The 17,470-nt window shown below is 34.7% G+C and carries 22 protein-coding genes, 1 other RNA gene and 1 pseudogene; 9 read left to right on the top strand and 15 right to left on the bottom strand.

Translation table 11 applies throughout. From position 1 onward, the window contains the following. The first annotated feature begins 77 nt into the window (after nt 1-77). The 3 genes from CCY16_RS05395 (at nt 78) to rnpB (ending at nt 1,073) form a co-directional block, all read left to right on the top strand. The gene (locus CCY16_RS05395; RefSeq protein ID WP_143696919.1) at nt 78-287 is read left to right on the top strand and encodes a hypothetical protein; all 210 of its coding nucleotides are present in this window, start codon (nt 78-80) and stop codon (nt 285-287) included. Between the two features lie 51 nt (nt 288-338). Continuing rightward, nucleotides 339-641 (top strand): hypothetical protein, encoded by a 303-nt coding sequence (locus CCY16_RS04140; protein WP_088415164.1) that lies wholly within the window; start codon nt 339-341, stop codon nt 639-641. 83 nt (nt 642-724) lie between these two features. Next, nucleotides 725-1,073, top strand: an RNA gene (gene rnpB, locus CCY16_RS04135) — RNase P RNA component class A. Between the two features lie 45 nt (nt 1,074-1,118). Here the strand turns inward: rnpB and CCY16_RS04130 are convergent. Beyond that, nucleotides 1,119-1,889, bottom strand: coding sequence for a response regulator transcription factor (locus CCY16_RS04130; protein WP_011256794.1), 771 nt, complete (start codon nt 1,887-1,889; stop codon nt 1,119-1,121). A gap of 322 nt (nt 1,890-2,211) precedes the next feature. Between CCY16_RS04130 and CCY16_RS04125 the strand changes: the two genes are divergently transcribed. Genes CCY16_RS04125 through CCY16_RS04110 form a run of 4 tightly spaced genes read left to right on the top strand, consistent with a single transcriptional unit; the run spans nt 2,212 to nt 5,658 of the window. Then, nucleotides 2,212-3,195 carry an NAD(P)H-dependent glycerol-3-phosphate dehydrogenase gene (locus tag CCY16_RS04125; RefSeq protein ID WP_088415162.1) on the top strand — a complete coding sequence of 328 codons (984 nt, stop codon included), beginning with the start codon at nt 2,212-2,214 and terminating at the stop codon, nt 3,193-3,195. A 19-nt stretch (nt 3,196-3,214) separates the two neighbouring features. Continuing rightward, on the top strand, nt 3,215-3,697 hold the full coding sequence (locus CCY16_RS04120) for a phosphatidylglycerophosphatase A family protein (RefSeq protein WP_088415160.1): 483 nt from the start codon (nt 3,215-3,217) through the stop codon (nt 3,695-3,697). After that, on the top strand, nt 3,687-4,466 hold the full coding sequence (locus tag CCY16_RS04115; protein WP_088415158.1) for a GNAT family N-acetyltransferase: 780 nt from the start codon (nt 3,687-3,689) through the stop codon (nt 4,464-4,466). The genes CCY16_RS04120 and CCY16_RS04115 overlap by 11 nt, the downstream gene beginning before the upstream one ends. Before the next feature lie 55 nt (nt 4,467-4,521). Next, nucleotides 4,522-5,658: a hypothetical protein gene (locus CCY16_RS04110; RefSeq protein ID WP_088415156.1), complete on the top strand. Its 1,137-nt coding sequence runs from the start codon at nt 4,522-4,524 to the stop codon at nt 5,656-5,658. 3 nt (nt 5,659-5,661) lie between these two features. Here CCY16_RS04110 and CCY16_RS04105 read toward each other — a convergent pair whose 3' ends face one another. The 14 genes and pseudogenes from CCY16_RS04105 to CCY16_RS04060 all read right to left on the bottom strand — a co-directional run bounded on the left by CCY16_RS04105 (nt 5,662) and on the right by CCY16_RS04060 (nt 15,838). Further along, complete coding sequence (locus CCY16_RS04105) at nt 5,662-6,450, bottom strand: succinate dehydrogenase iron-sulfur subunit (RefSeq protein WP_088415154.1); 789 nt, start codon at nt 6,448-6,450, stop codon at nt 5,662-5,664. Nucleotides 6,451-6,543: 93 nt separating this feature from the next. Further along, nucleotides 6,544-6,996, bottom strand: a complete 453-nt coding sequence (gene ybeY, locus CCY16_RS04100; RefSeq protein WP_088415166.1) for an rRNA maturation RNase YbeY — start codon at nt 6,994-6,996, stop codon at nt 6,544-6,546. A gap of 140 nt (nt 6,997-7,136) precedes the next feature. After that, nucleotides 7,137-7,340 (bottom strand): EVE domain-containing protein, encoded by a 204-nt coding sequence (locus CCY16_RS06430; RefSeq protein WP_245800787.1) that lies wholly within the window; start codon nt 7,338-7,340, stop codon nt 7,137-7,139. A 118-nt stretch (nt 7,341-7,458) separates the two neighbouring features. After that, complete coding sequence (gene ftsZ / locus CCY16_RS04090) at nt 7,459-8,649, bottom strand: cell division protein FtsZ (protein WP_088415152.1); 1,191 nt, start codon at nt 8,647-8,649, stop codon at nt 7,459-7,461. A 690-nt stretch (nt 8,650-9,339) separates the two neighbouring features. After that, nucleotides 9,340-9,840: a hypothetical protein gene (locus CCY16_RS04085; RefSeq protein WP_088415150.1), complete on the bottom strand. Its 501-nt coding sequence runs from the start codon at nt 9,838-9,840 to the stop codon at nt 9,340-9,342. Nucleotides 9,841-9,926: 86 nt separating this feature from the next. Then, the gene (locus CCY16_RS06425) at nt 9,927-10,154 is read right to left on the bottom strand and encodes a magnesium chelatase subunit ChlI family protein (RefSeq protein WP_245800790.1); all 228 of its coding nucleotides are present in this window, start codon (nt 10,152-10,154) and stop codon (nt 9,927-9,929) included. A gap of 261 nt (nt 10,155-10,415) precedes the next feature. After that, on the bottom strand, nt 10,416-10,601 hold the full coding sequence (locus CCY16_RS06740) for an ATP-binding protein (RefSeq protein WP_281250518.1): 186 nt from the start codon (nt 10,599-10,601) through the stop codon (nt 10,416-10,418). 109 nt (nt 10,602-10,710) lie between these two features. Continuing rightward, entirely contained in the window at nt 10,711-10,785 is a 75-nt protein-coding gene (locus CCY16_RS06735; RefSeq protein WP_281250519.1) for an ATP-binding protein, read from the bottom strand. Between the two features lie 278 nt (nt 10,786-11,063). Next, a pseudogene (locus tag CCY16_RS06730) lies at nt 11,064-11,237 on the bottom strand (magnesium chelatase domain-containing protein); the annotation flags it as partial. A 26-nt stretch (nt 11,238-11,263) separates the two neighbouring features. Beyond that, the gene (locus CCY16_RS06410; RefSeq protein ID WP_245800786.1) at nt 11,264-11,515 is read right to left on the bottom strand and encodes a hypothetical protein; all 252 of its coding nucleotides are present in this window, start codon (nt 11,513-11,515) and stop codon (nt 11,264-11,266) included. 524 nt (nt 11,516-12,039) lie between these two features. After that, nucleotides 12,040-12,276, bottom strand: coding sequence for a hypothetical protein (locus CCY16_RS04075; RefSeq protein WP_088415148.1), 237 nt, complete (start codon nt 12,274-12,276; stop codon nt 12,040-12,042). Next, nucleotides 12,273-12,527, bottom strand: a complete 255-nt coding sequence (locus tag CCY16_RS04070) for a hypothetical protein (RefSeq protein ID WP_088415146.1) — start codon at nt 12,525-12,527, stop codon at nt 12,273-12,275. Before CCY16_RS04070 ends, CCY16_RS04075 begins: the two co-directional genes overlap by 4 nt. 83 nt (nt 12,528-12,610) lie before the next feature. Beyond that, a complete protein-coding gene (leuS, locus tag CCY16_RS04065; protein ID WP_088415144.1) occupies nt 12,611-15,208 on the bottom strand; it encodes a leucine--tRNA ligase in 2,598 nt (865 codons plus the stop codon). A gap of 12 nt (nt 15,209-15,220) precedes the next feature. Continuing rightward, nucleotides 15,221-15,838 carry a murein hydrolase activator EnvC family protein gene (locus CCY16_RS04060; RefSeq protein ID WP_088415142.1) on the bottom strand — a complete coding sequence of 206 codons (618 nt, stop codon included), beginning with the start codon at nt 15,836-15,838 and terminating at the stop codon, nt 15,221-15,223. A gap of 687 nt (nt 15,839-16,525) precedes the next feature. Between CCY16_RS04060 and CCY16_RS04055 the strand changes: the two genes are divergently transcribed. Together CCY16_RS04055 and CCY16_RS04050 are read left to right on the top strand one after the other, a co-directional pair. Further along, entirely contained in the window at nt 16,526-16,903 is a 378-nt protein-coding gene (locus tag CCY16_RS04055; RefSeq protein ID WP_088415140.1) for a hypothetical protein, read from the top strand. 329 nt (nt 16,904-17,232) lie between these two features. Next, the gene (locus CCY16_RS04050; protein WP_088415138.1) at nt 17,233-17,463 is read left to right on the top strand and encodes a tetratricopeptide repeat protein; all 231 of its coding nucleotides are present in this window, start codon (nt 17,233-17,235) and stop codon (nt 17,461-17,463) included. The last annotated feature ends 7 nt before the right edge of the window (nt 17,464-17,470 follow it).

The following is a 17,470-nucleotide window of genomic DNA, read 5'->3' as shown; positions in this document are numbered from 1 at the left end:
TCTACAGTAAGTAGTACTATGATGAGTAAATTTTCAACAGATCAACAGCTTAGACAAGTACTGAAAAGTCTACAACAATGGAACCTATAACAGTAGCTGTTACCTCACAAACAACAACAGTAACTGAACAAGTAATAACGTCAACTCACGTTTCAATAACAAATTTAGAGGAAACTACACAAACATTATTTTCTATACCAAGTACTAGAGGAATAAAAGAATCAACAACTCCTATGTTTACTACGACTTTATTTTCCTTAATCCACCCTTTCTATACAACCGCTTGACGTGTATAGCAGGTAAACCTAACGAGGCAAGCTGAATCTGTACTTGGAGCAGTGAGTTTTATTGGAATAATAGGAAGATTTATAGTATACAAATACGTTAAAGAATACCGCCATTGTAATACCATTCCTGTATTAGAGCTAGCTAATTTGGATTATGAAAATCAATCACATTCGAATAGCAATAAGGAATTTTTTATCAGTAACAGCAGAACAAGCAGTCTTGAAATAGTGCTAAATGGTATATCAGTAGAAAGCAGTAGCCAATTAAGCAGTTCATCACCCGTAAGCAGTAGAAGTTCAGATTCTAGAAGATTATCTTGTGATAGCAATGATATATCAGGACATCATCTCTAGCTATCGCTTGATGTTTAATAGCACACCATTGACTAGCAGGGAAATTATTTTACTTTCATGATTTTCATGTTAAAATATAATTTCTAGGTGAAATAAGTAGCTGCTGTTGTGTGGTAAACACAGCAGAGGAAAGTCCGGGCTCCAAGGAAAAATAGTGACGGGTAACACCCGCCGGAGGTAACTCCAGTTATAGGACTACAGAAAATTACCGCCTAAATATTCTTAGGTAAGGGTGAAAAGGTGTGGTAAGAGCACACCATAGCAATGGCAACATTGGTAGTCAAGTAACCAACATTAGGAGCAAGATTAAATAAGAGTAGACTTTATGTTTTCTTCATATCTACTCGGGTAAATCGCATGCAGTAAATGGTAACATTTACTCTAGATAAATAGCTACATAAACAGAACTCGGCTTATATTTCACCTAGACATTCATATAAACATAGGTCACGCTATACTTAAAAACATACAAGCATTTTATGCATTGTCCTTAACCTGTTCTGCTTGATAGTCGCTACTATTTTCCCCTACATTAATACTGGAATACTCTTCCTCATCAACATACTCTTTCAGGACATACCCCCTGCCCCAAACGGTTTCTATGTGGCTTTTTCCATCATTTGCACTTTCAAGTTTCTTGCGCAATTTGCACATAAAGACATCAACTATCTTATTATCTGAAGGTTCATCTAAGCCGTTATAAAGATGATCTAAAAACATTTCTTTTGTTAATACTGTTCCTTTACGTAACGCTAGCAATTCTATCATAGAATATTCTTTATTAGTAAGGTGAACTGTTTTACCTTTTACCTCAACGACCCTGTGATCAAAATTGATGTTTATATTACCAATCTTTATCACCGACTCAGGATGGCCTTTAGTACGACGTACTATTGCTTTTATTCGAGCAAGTAGCTCACTCTTATGAAATGGTTTAGTTAAGTAGTCATCAGCACCGTACCCAAGTCCCTTAGCTTTATGATTAACAGCAGATATACATGAAAGTATTAAGACAGGAACTTTAATCTTTGCACTTCTTAACCTTAACAGTATATCATACCCATCAATATCACCAGGTAAGTGTATATCTAGAATAACTAGGTCATAGTGATCCCCATTTGAGGAAACCATATTGTTGTTGTAGTCTTGCGCAGAAGTTACAACATCACAAAAGTGCCCATCAGAAGTCAAAGCGTTAACTACAGTCTTTGCACTGACTTGATCATCTTCAATTAGTAATATACGCATATTTTACACCCCGTAAATAATTTATAATTTTAGTAATATATATAACTAAGGAAAGTAACAAATCAAACTTTTATTGATAAACGGCCAAAATTACTAACAGTAAACATATTATTTCAAAATTATATCAATAGATCTAAAATATAATAGATATGATATATATCATAAGAATAACACTATTTTTAGTAAACATTGAACTAAAGTTATTACCATTAAAAGAATACTTAGGTTAATAAATATTTAACTATCTTATAACCTATATTATATTTTTAATTTACTTATTCTGCTATTCTAAAGTATAAGTAATACTTTTCAGGAACACTGTGTGACAATATCAATTTTAGGTGCTGGTGCATGGGGTACAGCAATTGCAAATTCACTGAGTGGTAAGCAAAATGTAATTCTATGGACTCACAATAAAACCACATTTGAATCAATTAGCAGAACAAGAGAAAGCGACAAATTATTAGGCTGTCAAATTCCTGAAAATATATCAGTGAAATTGGCTATTAAAGAAACAATTAATGCTTCAGCAATGATCTTTGCCGTTCCTACCCAGTCTCTTAGGAAAGTATGTCAGCAATTACACGATTGTAACTTGAAAAAAGATGTAGCAATAATTTTAGCCTGTAAAGGGATAGAAAAATCTACATTAAAACTACCAAGTGAAATAGTAAATGAAGTTTTACCTAACAATCCGGTTGCTATTTTTTCAGGTCCAAGTTTCGCCATAGAAGTTGCAAAAAAATTACCCTATTCAATGGTTCTTGCATGTCAAGATGACACATTAGGTGCAAAGCTAATATCAGAACTACAGCAGGAAAACATAAAATTGCACTTCAGTAGCGATGTTGTAGGAGTACAGATCTGCGCAGCACTAAAGAACGTTTTTGCTATAGCATGTGGAATTGTTCTGGGTAAAAAACTTGGATTTAATGCCCACGCAGCACTGGTAACAAAAAGCATGAATGAAGTAAAGACCTTATATCTAGCAAAAACAGATAGCGTTAGTATAGACATAGATACGCTACTTGGACCTGCATGTCTGGGTGACCTAATTATGACATGTACATCCTTAAATTCAAGAAACCTATCCTTTGGGTTTAAAATAGGTAGTAGTAACAATAGCTTTGATGCTCAGCAGACTCTGTCAGAGGGTAAGTCAGTGATTGAAGGTTTTAGTACCGCTCAATCTGCATTTTATTTAGCAGAGAAACTAAAGATAAAAATGCCTATATGTGAAGCAGTATATAGATTATTGTATGAAAGTGCATCTATAGAGGATGCTATTTCTGTTTTTGTAGGTTAATTTTATAGTTTTGTGTACTGTGAAATTTTTATATAAATTGATATCAACATGGTGGCTATCTGGCACAGTAAAAAAAATGCCAGGCACTGTAGGCAGCTTAGCTGCTTACCCAATTGTTCCCTTAGTACTAAGTGATAAAATTTTAGGTGCAGCAATTATCCTTTTCTTATTCTTAATCGGATTGTGGTCCACAGATAATTATATAAAACATTACCAGACTTCACATGATCCAAAGGAGGTAGTGATTGATGAAGTAGTTGGTCAATTTCTGACAATATTTTTAATTTCAGTATTGCTAAACCAAGAGGTGAATTGCCCTTTATTGCTGTTGTGCTTTCTTTTCTTTAGGTTTTTTGATATAATAAAAACGTGGCCTATAAATTTGATTGATAAAAATATCAAAGGTCCTCTAGGCGTTATGCTGGATGATATTATAGCTGCAATTTTAGCCTGTGTTCCTATAGGGGCTTTTTATTGTCTATTATCTGTGTATGCGGGATAAGAAAATTTACTATTCAAGCTTAGTTATTCAAAATCTAAAAGATTATATACTTTATGCAGCGAATTTATCTAAGTGGGAAGTGCATGACAAATTCGATAATGTTACATTCACAATAAATGGTACTAGAGAGTCATTATTCAATTTTGTGTTTTGTGAAGACCAATGTACTGAGCTTTCTGTACAAGAAACTCTAGACTATCTTAGAGCAAGAGATATAGAAGCAACATGGGTAATGAATTCGCATACAAAGACACAGGGCATTTTAGAAAAGTGTGGAATAAAACACGTTAGCACACCAAAAAAAGTTTTACTTAACATGAAAAACTACTTCTTGCCTGCTGATGTTGTTCCAGGCTTAAAGTTGAACGCTGTAACTAGTAGCAACCTCTTAAAACAGCTAGATTCATATACTTCTAAGATTTTTCACCACAGCATTGGAATTGTTAGCACATTTTTTCGAGGGTTATCAAATTATGATGATAAAAACTCAGGATTAAGATTTTTTCTTGTAACACTAAACGATGAAATTATTGGAACATGCGGTTTTTATATTCAAGACAGCGTAGCTGGTTTTTACAGTGATGGAGTTTTGCCAATTTATAGAAATCGTGGGATAGGTACACAAATGGTTTTAGATAGAATCAAAATAATTCAGCAGCTTGAATGCAAACATGTAGTAGCACATTGCATGAAACCTTCTGTCAACCTTTATAAGAGATTGGGTTTTCAGATATTAGGTAATCTTTACTTGTACACTTCTTCAGCGTAACTTAACATACCCTTACCAAGAGGTTATAAATTTTTACGTCTGTTTTAAAGGTACTATGTTTTTTCTGTACGAAGTAGTTTTATTGTTAATTTTAATATTATTCTTTCTTTCTTATTCTAAATTGAAAGTGGATAATAAAATTAAGAGCCTACAACACCAAAATATTATAATAAATAATTTAATTGATACTGTAGATGATGGGTTTTACATTTGGGATGCAAAAAAACGTATAGAAAAATTTTCTCCTAACTTACTGATTTTACTTAATACTGTTTTTTACTCATTCAATGAGTTTGTAAACTTTTTTGAGCAATCGGAAAGCTTAATTAAAAATTTCACCGAGGCAAAGGAAATAAATAAATCTTTCACTTTGGATTTAAAGTCAAAAGACGGTGAAGTTTACTGTATGTGTTATGGCAGAAGCATAATAGACAATTTTAACAAAGTGATTGGTGTGCTGTTGTGGATAAGAAATATCTCAGACTACAAGATAAAAGCCAATGCACTTGAATTAGAAAATAATAAGCTCACACAAGAAATAGAGAATTATAGAAATATTTTCAACTCTTTGCCGTTTCCAATACTAAAACATGATAAAAATAAAAAAGTAAAGTTTTGTAATTTGTTCTATGATAAATATATAAACAGTTCTCAGAGATTGGCTGTAATTAGTAGCGTCTACAACACAAAATTAGGAAAGCATGTGATCACTTGTAAAAATGAACGCAAGGTCTTTGATTTTATTAAAATTCCAATACGAAGTTCCGGCAGTATGGTAATGTATGGAAAAGATATCAGTGATGCAGAGGGGTTACGTGCTGAATTAGATAGTTATCTGGCTACACAGAAAAATTTACTTGAGGAGCTACCAATTGCTATCGCAATATATAGTAAGAATCAAAAACTAAAGTTTTACAATAACGCTTTTGTAAAAACCTTCCAATTTGACACAAAATTTTTAGTATCTTATCCAACTTATTATGAAATCACGCTTTATCTATTCGAATCTAAAAAGCTTTTAGAAAAAGAAGATTTCCAAACCATTAGTAACCAAAGGCATGAGTTGTTTAAAAAATTATTTGGGCCACATAATGATACGATCCATCTCACAAATGGAAAAGTATTCAGAATACTAACGATACCCTATGCTTCAGAAGGCTTGCTCTTTGCATACAAAGAGTACAAAAGATAAAATTTAAAATCCTTCTCTCTCTACCATAAGCTGTTTTATTTTCGCTATTGCTTTTGCTGGATTAAGCCCTTTAGGGCAGGTTTTTGTGCAACTCATTATTGTATGACAACGATACAACTTAAATGGGTCATTTAAGGCATCAAGTCTTTCATCTGTTTTACTATCACGACTATCAGCAATCCATCTGTAAGCTTGTAATAGTATTGCCGGTCCTAAAAATTTATCATTATTCCACCAATAGTTTGGACAACCAGTCGAGCAACAAGCACATAATATACAATCAGAAAGGCCATCCAGTTTTTTTCTATCTTCAGGAGATTGCGAATATTCTTGATTTAGCAGGTTAGGTTTATCTGCCTGTAACCAAGGACTAACCGACTTATATTGCTCATAAAATTGGCTCAAGTCTGAAACTAGATCTTTTATTACATACATGTGAGGTAATGGATATATTTTTACATCACCCTTTATATCGGATATAGATTTAGTACATGCAAGAGTATTGGTCCCATCAATATTCATAGCACAAGACCCACATATTCCTTCTCTGCAAGAACGTCTAAAAGTTAAGGCCGGATCTATTTCATCCTTTATTTTTATTAATGCATCAAGCACCATAGAGCCACAATTATCCATATCAATGAAAAACGTGTCTATTCTAGGATTTTTTTCGTCATCAGCAGACCAACGGTAAATTTGAAATCTCCTAACATTTTTCGCTTTAGTAGGAGCAGGGTAAACCTTGCCTTTTTTATTAATTTTAGAATTTTTTGGCAAAAAAAACTGAACCATATTGCTTATCTTTTATCGTCTATAGCTAAAAACCCTTTTGCTCTGTAGATAACATATTTTGACATCATCCACTATATTTTTATTAAATCCCTTTTAAATTGCACACATATTGTATCCAAGCGAAGCTAAAATCTTACCTTCCAGGTTTTTCATTACAACTTCCTCACCTTTTTTCTGGTGATCATAGCCAAGTAAATGCAATAACCCATGCACTAACATATGTGCAACATGAGCTGGAATGGGTATATGATACTCATCTGATTCTTTTCTTACTGTGTCTATTGAAATAGCTATGTCTCCTAAGTCGCACCCACTAGATAATTGTTCACACGGAAATGATAGCACATTAGTTGGCTTATTCATCTGTCTAAATCTTAAATTAAGTTGATGCAGCAAATTATCATCAGCAAGAGCGATTGATATATTCGGTTTATATTGGTCTATTTTCAACTCTTTAAGAGAGGCATTTATAATGTTCAATGTAAAGCCCTCTGGATCTTCTATAATGCTGTACCACTTCTTATCAAGAATATTCACTTCTAACATGAGTGATATATCAAGAAAGACATTACACACTGGAACGACATCATTTGGAAACTGAAATGACAAGTATTACACATCACTCATTTTTATCATTTCATTCCATTCGATTTCTGAGACTGGAAAAATTAATAAGCGTGTTTGTTTTAAAATGACCATGTTTTTAAAAGCAGATTTCTTTTTATATCGCTTAACGTTACTTGGTCAAGTAAAGACTTAGAAAATTTCACATCTATCAATCCAAACCTAGAACCATTAACATGATAGTGTTCTTTAAATACTTCAACTACTCCAAATATCACTTTCTCTTTACCTGCATGATAAAAAAATGCAAAACCGCCTAATTTCATAGTTTTCATACAATTTTGAGGTTGATAGTTGCATATATCACTCTACCTGACCACCTGCTCTCTTCTCATCTTTGACATGAATATTTACTTGGCCTTGACTTAAGTAGCCAAAATTGTATTACTTCTTTCTTCTTAAATAAGCTGGTATATCATAGATATTGCCGCTCCACTTAACTCCTTCAATTACTTGTTCAGCTTGCTTTGCCTCTGGAAGTAGAGTTTGGCTGTAAGACCACTCGAATTTTTTCTCCTCTGAAGTCTCGTCTTGATTTACAGATGAAGTTTCTTGCTTGTTATCACGAGTAACGCTACAATCAATGCCAGTTGCAAGGACGGAGACCCTCACTCTTCCTTCCATTGCTTGATCAAAGGTAGCACCAAATATTATATTTGCATTTTCGTCTACTTCTTCGCGCACTCTATTCGCCGCAGCATCAACCTCAAACAGAGTCATATCTCCACCGCCGGTAATATTAATCAATATTCCTTGCGCCCCTTTCATTGATACATTATCAAGCAACGGATTAGATATTGCAGCTTCTGCAGCACTGATAGCTCTATCTTCTCCCTCTGCCTCCCCAGTACCAATCATTGCTTTACCCATTTCGCTCATTACTGTTTCTATATCAGCAAAATCAAGATTAATGAGCCCTGGCATAACCATTAAGTCAGTCACCCCTCTAATGCCAATATGCAGTACATTGTCAGCAAGTTTAAACGCATCAGAGAATGTAGTTTTTTCATTGGCAACCCTAAACAAGTTTTGGTTTGGAATGACAATAAGCGTGTCTACGTACTTTTGTAATTCTTCAAGCCCAAGCTCCGCAATACGCATACGGCGCACACCTTCAAAGCCAAATGGTTTGGTCACAACTCCAACAGTTAATATCTTTTTTTCTTTTGACGCTTTATCCTTAACTCCAGCTCTTGCCTCTCTTGTTGCTTTTGCAATTACCGGCGCTGCACCTGTTCCAGTGCCACCACCCATCCCTGCCGTGATGAAAAGCATATGACTATCTTTTATATGCTCCATAATTTCATTGATTGACTCTTCTGCTGCACCCTTGCCAACATCAGGCAAAGCACCAGCACCAAGACCCTTAGTTAAATTAATACCTAACTGAATTTTCTTATCACATAATGATTTTTCTAGTGCCTGAGCATCGGTATTTGCTACAACAAAATTCACTCCTTGCAAATTAGATTGGATCATGTTGTTCACAGCATTTCCACCAGCACCGCCCACTCCCACAACGGTGATTCTTGGATGTAATACGGGTAGCTCTGGTAAACTAAGGTTAATTGACATTTAAATTACCCAAAATTTAGTGAATTCACTTGATAATAAGTTACTACCTTTTTAACAACATGCAAACACTTTTCATCTCTACAGACATAAATAGTAAACGGGATTTACTTATTTTTAACATTTATACTAATATTTATCATCAATTAATAGATGGTAAATATTAAACAAGCAGTATTACTCAACAGCCTGCATCTTTTACTACATAAGATATTATAGCTAAAACAGCTTAGCATAACCTTTGCTATAAATATTAAGAAACTTACTAAGATGAAAAAAAGGTAAAAAACCTAGAGCAGCTAATTACTAACTATTTATTCTAAAATTTGACATCGAATGATGTCTTAAACACTTTATAAGTGCATCTCAGCTTGTATAGGTAAAAACCTAAAATTTCATAAAGATATAAGGTACACATAGTGCAAAAAATTAAATAATAGTAGACTAAACAGAAGATCTTCCTGTCATTTTAATCTGCACGGATTGGGAAGTTATATAAAACAGTTCCACTATCATGGTAAGAGAAATAGCAAAGCTTGTCAAGCAGTTTTTTGCACTTTTATGAGCTAATTGAATTTCTGAAATCACAACGTTCGTGTAGTTACTATATTACCCAAGTGATGCAAAAAATAGAAAATGTTTAGAAGAAAAAGGGACAGAGACCTATCCCTTTTCACTGAAAGTTGCACTAACCTACGCAGGCGTTTTTTCTTCCTCTGTTGAGATTTTAAATATTTCCTTAAGCTCATCTATCTTGCTCGCTGGTTTTTCATCTTTAAGCAACTCGCGTACTTTCTCAATTTGGCTTGCTTTACTGCTGTTCATCCATGCATATATAGGCGCAGCTACCAAAGCCACCACTGAAGCAGCGACGATCAAACCAGTAACTAGTGGATGAGCAACTGCAAGTGCAGGTAATCCAGTAATAGCAGGGTTAACAAGCGTTGCAATTTTTGCTCTAGCTACACCAATAAAAGCTGTATAAGCTGGACTTAAAAAGTAAGCAGCTGTAAGCGCTACCACTGAAAGTGTACCAAGAATAACCACGGCTGTTTTGTATGGATGATGGCATACATATTGCCAATTTGCGTCAGCAATTCCTTTAGTTGTACTCCAAAACCCTCCATCAGAATCCTTATATCCTTTTTCATTAGCTTTAATAAAGGAATCATTTTCTAAAATATTTACTGTCATAATTCTACTCCTTAAATAGAATGTTAAATTTTTATTTATAATGGTAATATAATAAGAAAAACCCTCCTGTCAAGTATATCAGCTTGTTAATATACTCTTATTCTATAATTTAGCGCTTCAGCAATATGTGCTCTTTTTACCTTCTCACTTTTCGCAAGATCTAGAATGGTTCTTGCAACTCTTAATATGCATGTGCAGCCTCGATTGGAAATGCAGTTTTCTTTCAGCACGTATTTTAACAATTCTAGTCCCGCTTGACCCGACTTGGTAAATTTATTTAATATTTCATTACTTACTTCTGAATTGCAACAAATATTTAACCCACTATAGTGCTCAGCTTGAATTTTCTTACTGCCATTACTCTTTTTCTTATACTGTCACAGTACTTTCTCCCCTAGGTAAGTCTTAGGAGAAAGTATGTTAATATTAGAACTTCAATGCACGTATCTATTCTATTAAGCATGGTTTTGATATTTTGTTTTTATAATCCATGCCGCATTTCGTGGTTCTATTGCATGATCTACTTGTGCTTTCCAAGTAATCACATATCTGCAGGGGTCCATTGCAGCGATTAGTTAAAAACGCGCTGTATAAGTAATGTGAGCGTTCACCCTTGAAATCTTAACTTTTCTATCTTCAAGTAGTTGACGTAGAGAATCGAGCACGAGCCTTGGAAACCCCGATAATTCGTCAAGGAACAATATTCCACTATGAGTTATGGTGATTTCTCTAGGCTTTGCATTTTTTCCTTCTCTTATCATTGCAGGTATTGAACATGAATGATGAGGTTCACCGAAAGGGACTAGTCATTTTGAATATCTCATTATCAACCTGCGTTATGCTAAAAATGATGTTTACATCAATCATCAACTACTCAGTCAAATCAGGCAGCAGTCCTATAAATCGTTTAGCAAGTACTGACTTTCCAGTACCGGAAGGTCTAATAAGAAGTATATTATGTCACCTGCTGCTGCAATTTCAGCTGCCCTTTTTACTACAACTTGGCCTTTGATATCCTTTATATCGGGAATCAATTCCTTTTCTTTTGGTTTATTAAAAATCACCGGTTTAATTAACTGCTCACCCTTAAAATGCCTGATGATATTGGTTAATTTTTCTATAGCCAAAACTGAAACACTCTTTACCCACGAAGCCTCTACTCCATTTCCCCTCGGGCAAATTACTCCTTTATTTCTCTGCCTTGCATTAATTACCGCCAGCAAAACTCTTGAAACTGAGATACCCTTGCCATCAAAGGCAAGTTCACTCATAATGATATAAGACTGAATTTCTTCAACTGGTATAATATTCATTACAACAAGCAGTCTAACAGCAATAGTCAAGTTATAGTGACTGCCTTCTTTCAGCAAATCTACATGGGAAAGATTAACTGTGATTCTTTTAGGATGTAGTAGTAGATTAATTAATTTAATATTGCTTTGATGCGCTCCTTAGACTCCGCAATAGTTTTATCTGGCAATTTAACAATATTAAAGGCAGGAACACCATTCGCCATGTGAATTTGCGCATTAACACTTAATATGTTAATCCCCTGAAGTGCGACAGTATTTATATTTGTAATCATAACATATTCTATAAAGTTATTAATATAATCTATTAAAGGAATTATGAAGCAAAGTTCACGTATTTTGAACTCCCATCCTTGGGCTGTCATTAGACTTTTTGCATAGTTTTTGGTAATTCATTGGATGAAACAAGAAACTGACCTGACAAGTTTCAACAACCTTATTACTATAGCACCAAAGGTATTTCTGATCACAATTTGTTTTTGGCCTGCAGGTTCAATAACAAAATTCAGTAAAAATTCAGGTGTTTATTGGTGGGTCACATCAAATTATTGCAGCTACATGTCTTTTAAATTTTTCTACACTCAGCCAAATTGCGTTTAAACTAAGCGTCAGCAAACTATCACAGTGCCAGCTTTAAATTATTATAGGGGTCAAAAAAACTTGTCACCCGTGGGTTTTTTACCTTTTTTCCCATTTCATACATAAATACCAAAAATCATTCATACATTTAAAAATTGACCAGCATCAAAAATTATAACAAATTACTACCTTCAAAACTGTACATGGTAACACCAACTGTGCCAACTAGATATGGAGCTATCTAATCAATCAACACCGACCTTAAGTTTGTATGAGATAACACTCTGCAGCCACTAATTGCAGTGCTCGACTAGCCAGATTCACTCTCACTTGTAGATTCATCTTTACCTGTAGATCCATCTCTACTTTTAGAACTAGGATCGCTTGCAGATCTAGGCTTGCTTGGACTTAATACCAGATTACCAATGACAAAATTAGGCGCGAGCTGGACATGTCCATCCAAGCTTCCACTAACATATAGTTTAACAGGATTAATATCAAGATCAGTATAAAAACAGTAATTTGCCAATAAGCTAGCTCCTATCATCCTATTTTTATCAGTGATGTTATTAATATGTAGGAGAACCTCAAGTTCAAATTTAGAGTTCTTATCACGACGATAACTAAAAATAATACTAGGTTTTCATCACAAAGCTTATTATTCCAGCCAGCACCAAAGTTTAAGCCATAGTACTGACCTTCTAAATCAGCTACCACACAATTAGCTGCACTCGCTAAAGATAAAGTGAGCAACACAACTAAAACACATAATCTCTTCATTTTTATACAACTCTTCATACAAAAAAATATATAATGCATAAGTATATATCTCCTATATTAAAAAAGATATAGCCAAGAATTAAACACACTATTCAGATTTTTTATGTAACTATATTTACTATCTTATTTGGAACAGCATATACAGCGCGAACTTTACTTTGATCGACCCTATCAGATACAGAATTTATTGCTATTTGCTTCAATTCTTCTTGAGGCAAATTAATTGCCACCTCAATTGTCGTACGCAATTTTCCATTAATTTGCACTGCCACAGTCACCATATCATCAATCAGTAGTGACTTAGCAGCTTTTGGCCAAGGTTGCAGATATAGCATACCTTCACCTCCTATTTCCCGCCATAAGCTCTCAGCCAGGTGTGGTATAAACGGTTCAACTACTCTGATTAGTACACATATACCCTCATCGATGAGAGATTTTCCAGTTTTCACATCTATTTCAGCTATTAAATTTGTCATCTCACGAAATTTTGCCACTACACAGTTCAACCTGCAGTTTTCTAAGTCATCTGTAAGTCCGTGTAAGAGCTTATGTATTTTTTTTCTATATTCTAGAAACTTACCTGTAACATTTTTATCTGGTATCATTCCAGCATGTGACAACATGTCTTCTTCCTGGATCCCAGTGTCAGCTACTTGGTTGACGGGGGATTGATTTAGAATGACGACAGGCTTGAACTGCATTACCATACGCCATAATTTATTTATATAGCGAGAACAACCTTCTACGCCGTCATCAGACCATTCCATATCTTTCTCCGGAGGAGTGTCAGACAGCACAAACAAGCGAGCAGTATCAGCACCATACTTCTCTATGATAAAATTTGGGTCAACTGTATTCTTTTTTGATTTACTCATCTTCTCGACTTTCCCGACTTGAATCTTAGCACCTTGTGTTATCAATCTTTTTGCTTCTTCAGGAAACAGCCATTTACCATTCTCATCTTTGTAAGTTACATGGCAGACCATTCCCTGAGTGATTAAAGTAGAGAAAGGTTCCTTAATATTAAAATAGCCACATTTGGTCAAAGCACGACAGAAAAATCGTGAGTAAAGCAGATGCAAGATCGCATGTTCTATCCCACCTATATAATAATCAACAGGCATAAAACGATTACATGCATTCTTATCGATGGATTTATCTTCACTACAAAATGCGGCAAAATACCATGAAGATTCAAAAAAGGTGTCGAACGTATCAGTTTCACGCTCTGCTTGCTCTTTGCATTTTGGACAATTAACAAACTTCCAAGTTGGATGTTTATCCAGCGGATTACCGCCACTTGTAAGTTCTACATCTGTTGGTAGAGTCACAGGAAGATCTTCTTCTGGTACTGGAACAGCACCACAATTTTTACAAAATATAACAGGTATAGGGCATCCCCAATAACGCTGTCTTGAAACTCCCCAATCATGCAAACGATAGTTTATTGTTTTCTTACCTATTCCTTTTTCTTCAAGCTTTTTGACTATTACTTCCCTCGCTTCACTGACCGTTAATCCGTTTAAGAACTCAGAGTTAAATATTATATTATTACTAGCATATTCTTCATTTAGACCACCTGCCATCCTAGTAGCTCGATACTGGGATTCAGTGTAAGAACCCTGATCACACGCTGGAATGATACCTAAATGGGCTGAAGAAATAACTGGAATAATCGGCAAATCATATTCCTGTGCAAATTCAAAATCACGCTGATCATGTGCAGGGCACCCAAAAATCGCGCCTTCTTTATATTCCATCAATACAAAATTCGCTACGTAAAGCGGCAATTCCTTATCAAGAAATGGATGTTTGACGTTTAATCCAGTGTAAATTCCTACTTTTTCATTATTTTTCCCTTGTGTTTTTATGCTACTGATAAGGTCCTGTATTTCTTTGCTCCTAAGATCTTGCACAATGGGATGTTCTATTGCCACTGCACAAAAAGAAGCTCCAAACAAAGTATGAGGGTAAGTTGTAAAAACCTTTAACTTCTTATTCAGGCCAACTATTTTAAACTCTATAGTCACTCCTTCAGACTTTCCTATCCAGCGCTCTTGCATTATTTTGACTTTTTCTGGCCAATTCTCTAAGCCTTGCAAGCACTCAAGTAAATCTTCGGCAAAATCAGTAATCTTTAAAAACCATTGGGATAACTCACGCTTTTCAACAATTGCACCCGATCGCCACCCTTTTCCATCGACTACCTGTTCATTTGCAAGCACTGTTTGGTCTATTGGATCCCAGTTAACCCACGACTCTTTTCGATAGACAAGTCCCTGCTTTAAAAAATCCAGGAAAAATTTCTGTTCGTGTTTGTAATAGTCAGCCTCACATGTAGAGAGTTCACGTTCCCAATTATAAGAAAGACCTATAGATTTCAATTGCGCACGCATATTATCTATATTCTCTTTTGTCCATGCTGTAGGGTTAATATTGTTATCTCTTGCTGCATTTTCAGCTGGTAATCCAAATGCGTCCCAACCAATTGGGTGCAAAACCTCAAATCCACAAGCTCTCTTGTAACGTGCTATCACATCTCCTATTACATAGTTGCGCAGGTGCCCCATATGAATTTTACCAGATGGATATGGGAACATTTCCAATACGTAACATTTCCCTTGTTCATTATTTTTGCCAACAGAAAAATCCCACCTATCTTGATAAAATTTTTCTACGTTTTTAAAGTCATATTTCATACAAACCCAAATTTAATCACAGCTCATATGCATTAAAGGATCGACTGCCTGGCCATTATGTCGTATTGTGAAGCACATCTGCGGGTCTTTATCCTGTGTACTTGACTTACCTGCAGACCCAATCACTTGACCTTGCTTTACTTTATCACCAATTTCAACGTGTATGTTCTTTAAATAGGAGTATACAGTCATATAATTATCTTTGTGTTCCACTATAATCAAATTCCCATACCACCTCAGCCCTTTCCCTACGTATATCACTTTGCCAGCAGCAGAAGCAACCACATTTGTTCCACCTTGAGCAGCGATTTTCACTCCATCTTTACACACTTCATCAGAAGGGGTAGCTGAAATAACAGTACCTTTTATTGGCATTACAAATTTACAACTTACCTTATTAACCGCTATATCCTGCACATCGTTGTTATATACCTCATTTATGGCGACTTTTCTACTTCCTTTTCGTACCGAAGGGTTAATATCCTCTCTAGTTAAATGGTATTCTCTTGTACATTCTAGGTCTCTCTTCCCATAAAATTCCTCGCCTTTAAGTAATACAAGCGCAGGTTTTTGTAGGCCACAACTTACTAATATTGCTGATAACACAAAGAACGAGGCTATATGCCACATAAATTTATTTAGATAGCTCAGACTATATTAAATAGCATACTTTTTAAGGTAATAAGATTTTTTTGTTCACTGATTCTAGGCCACATCTTCATGGATTGAGCTACAAAATAAGCTCACCGCTTTTCGCAGATAAAACATAAACAATCATGCCTGCTTTCGAACTCGCTGCTTGAGTTTTTTTCCACCTGCTCTAATTCACTATTCAACAAAACCATCCTGCTGGGTATCGCTAATTGCTAAATGATCTATTACACTTACACGAACAAAAAAATTGTCAATATCTTTGGAAGAGTGTATAAAGAGTTTTTTACAATCTTCTAATCAACAAGCTTTAGCTAAGCATTCTATTGAGTCCATAAACCAGGGTTAAATATTCAATTTCCAGCTGTAATAAATGGATTACATATTAAAGAAAGGTTAGTAGAAAAAGATCACGTGTTTCCAAAGAATACGCTGCTTCCAAAGGATCAAAATCATCTCTTCACAGCACTGTTTACCAATTAAAACCATTGACGCTCTTCTTAAAGCGTAGGATAGACAAGGGACATTCTTTTTACTTAGCTAAGGACACAGCGAAAAGTTTAACGATGTGATTTTTCAACATATCAAAGGTAATAAAAAAGTACACCGCTTTATACAAGCAAAACACAAACGAGAGAGAGTAACAGGAAATTTGAAGTAGGGAATTTGCTATATGAAGATAAAAATGGTGAATTCCGATTAGAAAAGTATTTCGTTCCTTACCTAAAAATTAAAAACAATCAAGATTTTACAGATGGTGACCTGGAAGATTTTATTATCTGTACTAATATTAGTTTTGATCTGGATCAGAATATAGTACAAGATATAACAAAGAAAATGAAAGTGAAAACTTCAGGACCAAGTAAAGGAAGAAAAATTTCTGTTGAAGTAATAAACACTAGCGATGTCCTTTTTAAGGATAGCAGTACAAGATATAAGGTTTCTTATGTTAATAAAAATGTAATTTTAGTAATGAAACAGATATTAAAAAATGCTGTGGAAGGAACGATAGAAGAATTAGAAAAGGGAATAAAAAGACTTTAAAATAGATCAGACCAAGTCCAAGAAAGAAATTGAAAAAAAAATCGAAGGTGGCAAAGTGAATTTAAGCAACTAATAAAAGAAAAGGACAAGTTAGAAGATAATATAAAAGAAATTTTTACTAAATTAGTATTTGCAGTAAATCAACCTAATTAAATAGAACTACAGAGATCATTTAAAATGAGCTAGGTGAGGAGTTTAATAACATTGATAAGCAGAATGTTTACGTTCGTTTCAAGGAAAAAATGCTAAATTAGATAAAAGAAAAATAGGGACGTTTTTTAACACGCGAAGGCAGAGAAGAGTTTTTTAAAAAAGTAAAATAAGAAATTTTGAATCCTGATCTTTTACTTGCTATATATGAAATGGCTGTAGTACTCAATTTCCAGGGGAAATATAAAGATGCATCAAAATACTTTGAAGAGGTGCTGATATACAAAGAAAAGAACTCGGAAGACAATTTTATTTCTTGTCACGTTCTCAACCCAATATATAGGATGGCCATGGCATTAAGTTACCAAGAAAAGTATGAGGAAGCATTAGAAAAGTTCAAAAGGTGCTAGAAGAAAG

This window comes from Wolbachia endosymbiont of Wuchereria bancrofti, from assembly GCF_002204235.2.
In the GTDB taxonomy this organism is placed as follows: Bacteria; Pseudomonadota; Alphaproteobacteria; order Rickettsiales; family Anaplasmataceae; genus Wolbachia.
This window is presented reverse-complemented; position numbering and strand designations above follow the sequence as displayed.

What these genes read in the sequence shown, in the direction of transcription:
- CCY16_RS05395 (WP_143696919.1), top strand. Translation starts at nt 78, where the DNA reads ATGGAACCTATAACAGTAGCTGTTACCTCACAAACAACAACAGTAACT.
- CCY16_RS04075 (WP_088415148.1), bottom strand. Translation starts at nt 12,276, where the DNA reads ATGATAGGAGCTAGCTTATTGGCAAATTACTGTTTTTATACTGATCTT.
- leuS (WP_088415144.1), bottom strand. Translation starts at nt 15,208, where the DNA reads ATGAAATATGACTTTAAAAACGTAGAAAAATTTTATCAAGATAGGTGG.
- CCY16_RS04085 (WP_088415150.1), bottom strand. Translation starts at nt 9,840, where the DNA reads ATGACAGTAAATATTTTAGAAAATGATTCCTTTATTAAAGCTAATGAA.
- CCY16_RS04070 (WP_088415146.1), bottom strand. Translation starts at nt 12,527, where the DNA reads ATGAAGAGTTGTATAAAAATGAAGAGATTATGTGTTTTAGTTGTGTTG.
- CCY16_RS04105 (WP_088415154.1), bottom strand. Translation starts at nt 6,450, where the DNA reads ATGGTTCAGTTTTTTTTGCCAAAAAATTCTAAAATTAATAAAAAAGGC.
- ybeY (WP_088415166.1), bottom strand. Translation starts at nt 6,996, where the DNA reads ATGTTAGAAGTGAATATTCTTGATAAGAAGTGGTACAGCATTATAGAA.
- CCY16_RS06740 (WP_281250518.1), bottom strand. Translation starts at nt 10,601, where the DNA reads ATGATAAGAGAAGGAAAAAATGCAAAGCCTAGAGAAATCACCATAACT.
- CCY16_RS04115 (WP_088415158.1), top strand. Translation starts at nt 3,687, where the DNA reads ATGCGGGATAAGAAAATTTACTATTCAAGCTTAGTTATTCAAAATCTA.
- CCY16_RS04130 (WP_011256794.1), bottom strand. Translation starts at nt 1,889, where the DNA reads ATGCGTATATTACTAATTGAAGATGATCAAGTCAGTGCAAAGACTGTA.
- CCY16_RS06410 (WP_245800786.1), bottom strand. Translation starts at nt 11,515, where the DNA reads ATGACAGCCCAAGGATGGGAGTTCAAAATACGTGAACTTTGCTTCATA.
- CCY16_RS04060 (WP_088415142.1), bottom strand. Translation starts at nt 15,838, where the DNA reads ATGTGGCATATAGCCTCGTTCTTTGTGTTATCAGCAATATTAGTAAGT.
- CCY16_RS04110 (WP_088415156.1), top strand. Translation starts at nt 4,522, where the DNA reads ATGTTTTTTCTGTACGAAGTAGTTTTATTGTTAATTTTAATATTATTC.
- CCY16_RS06430 (WP_245800787.1), bottom strand. Translation starts at nt 7,340, where the DNA reads ATGAAATTAGGCGGTTTTGCATTTTTTTATCATGCAGGTAAAGAGAAA.
- ftsZ (WP_088415152.1), bottom strand. Translation starts at nt 8,649, where the DNA reads ATGTCAATTAACCTTAGTTTACCAGAGCTACCCGTATTACATCCAAGA.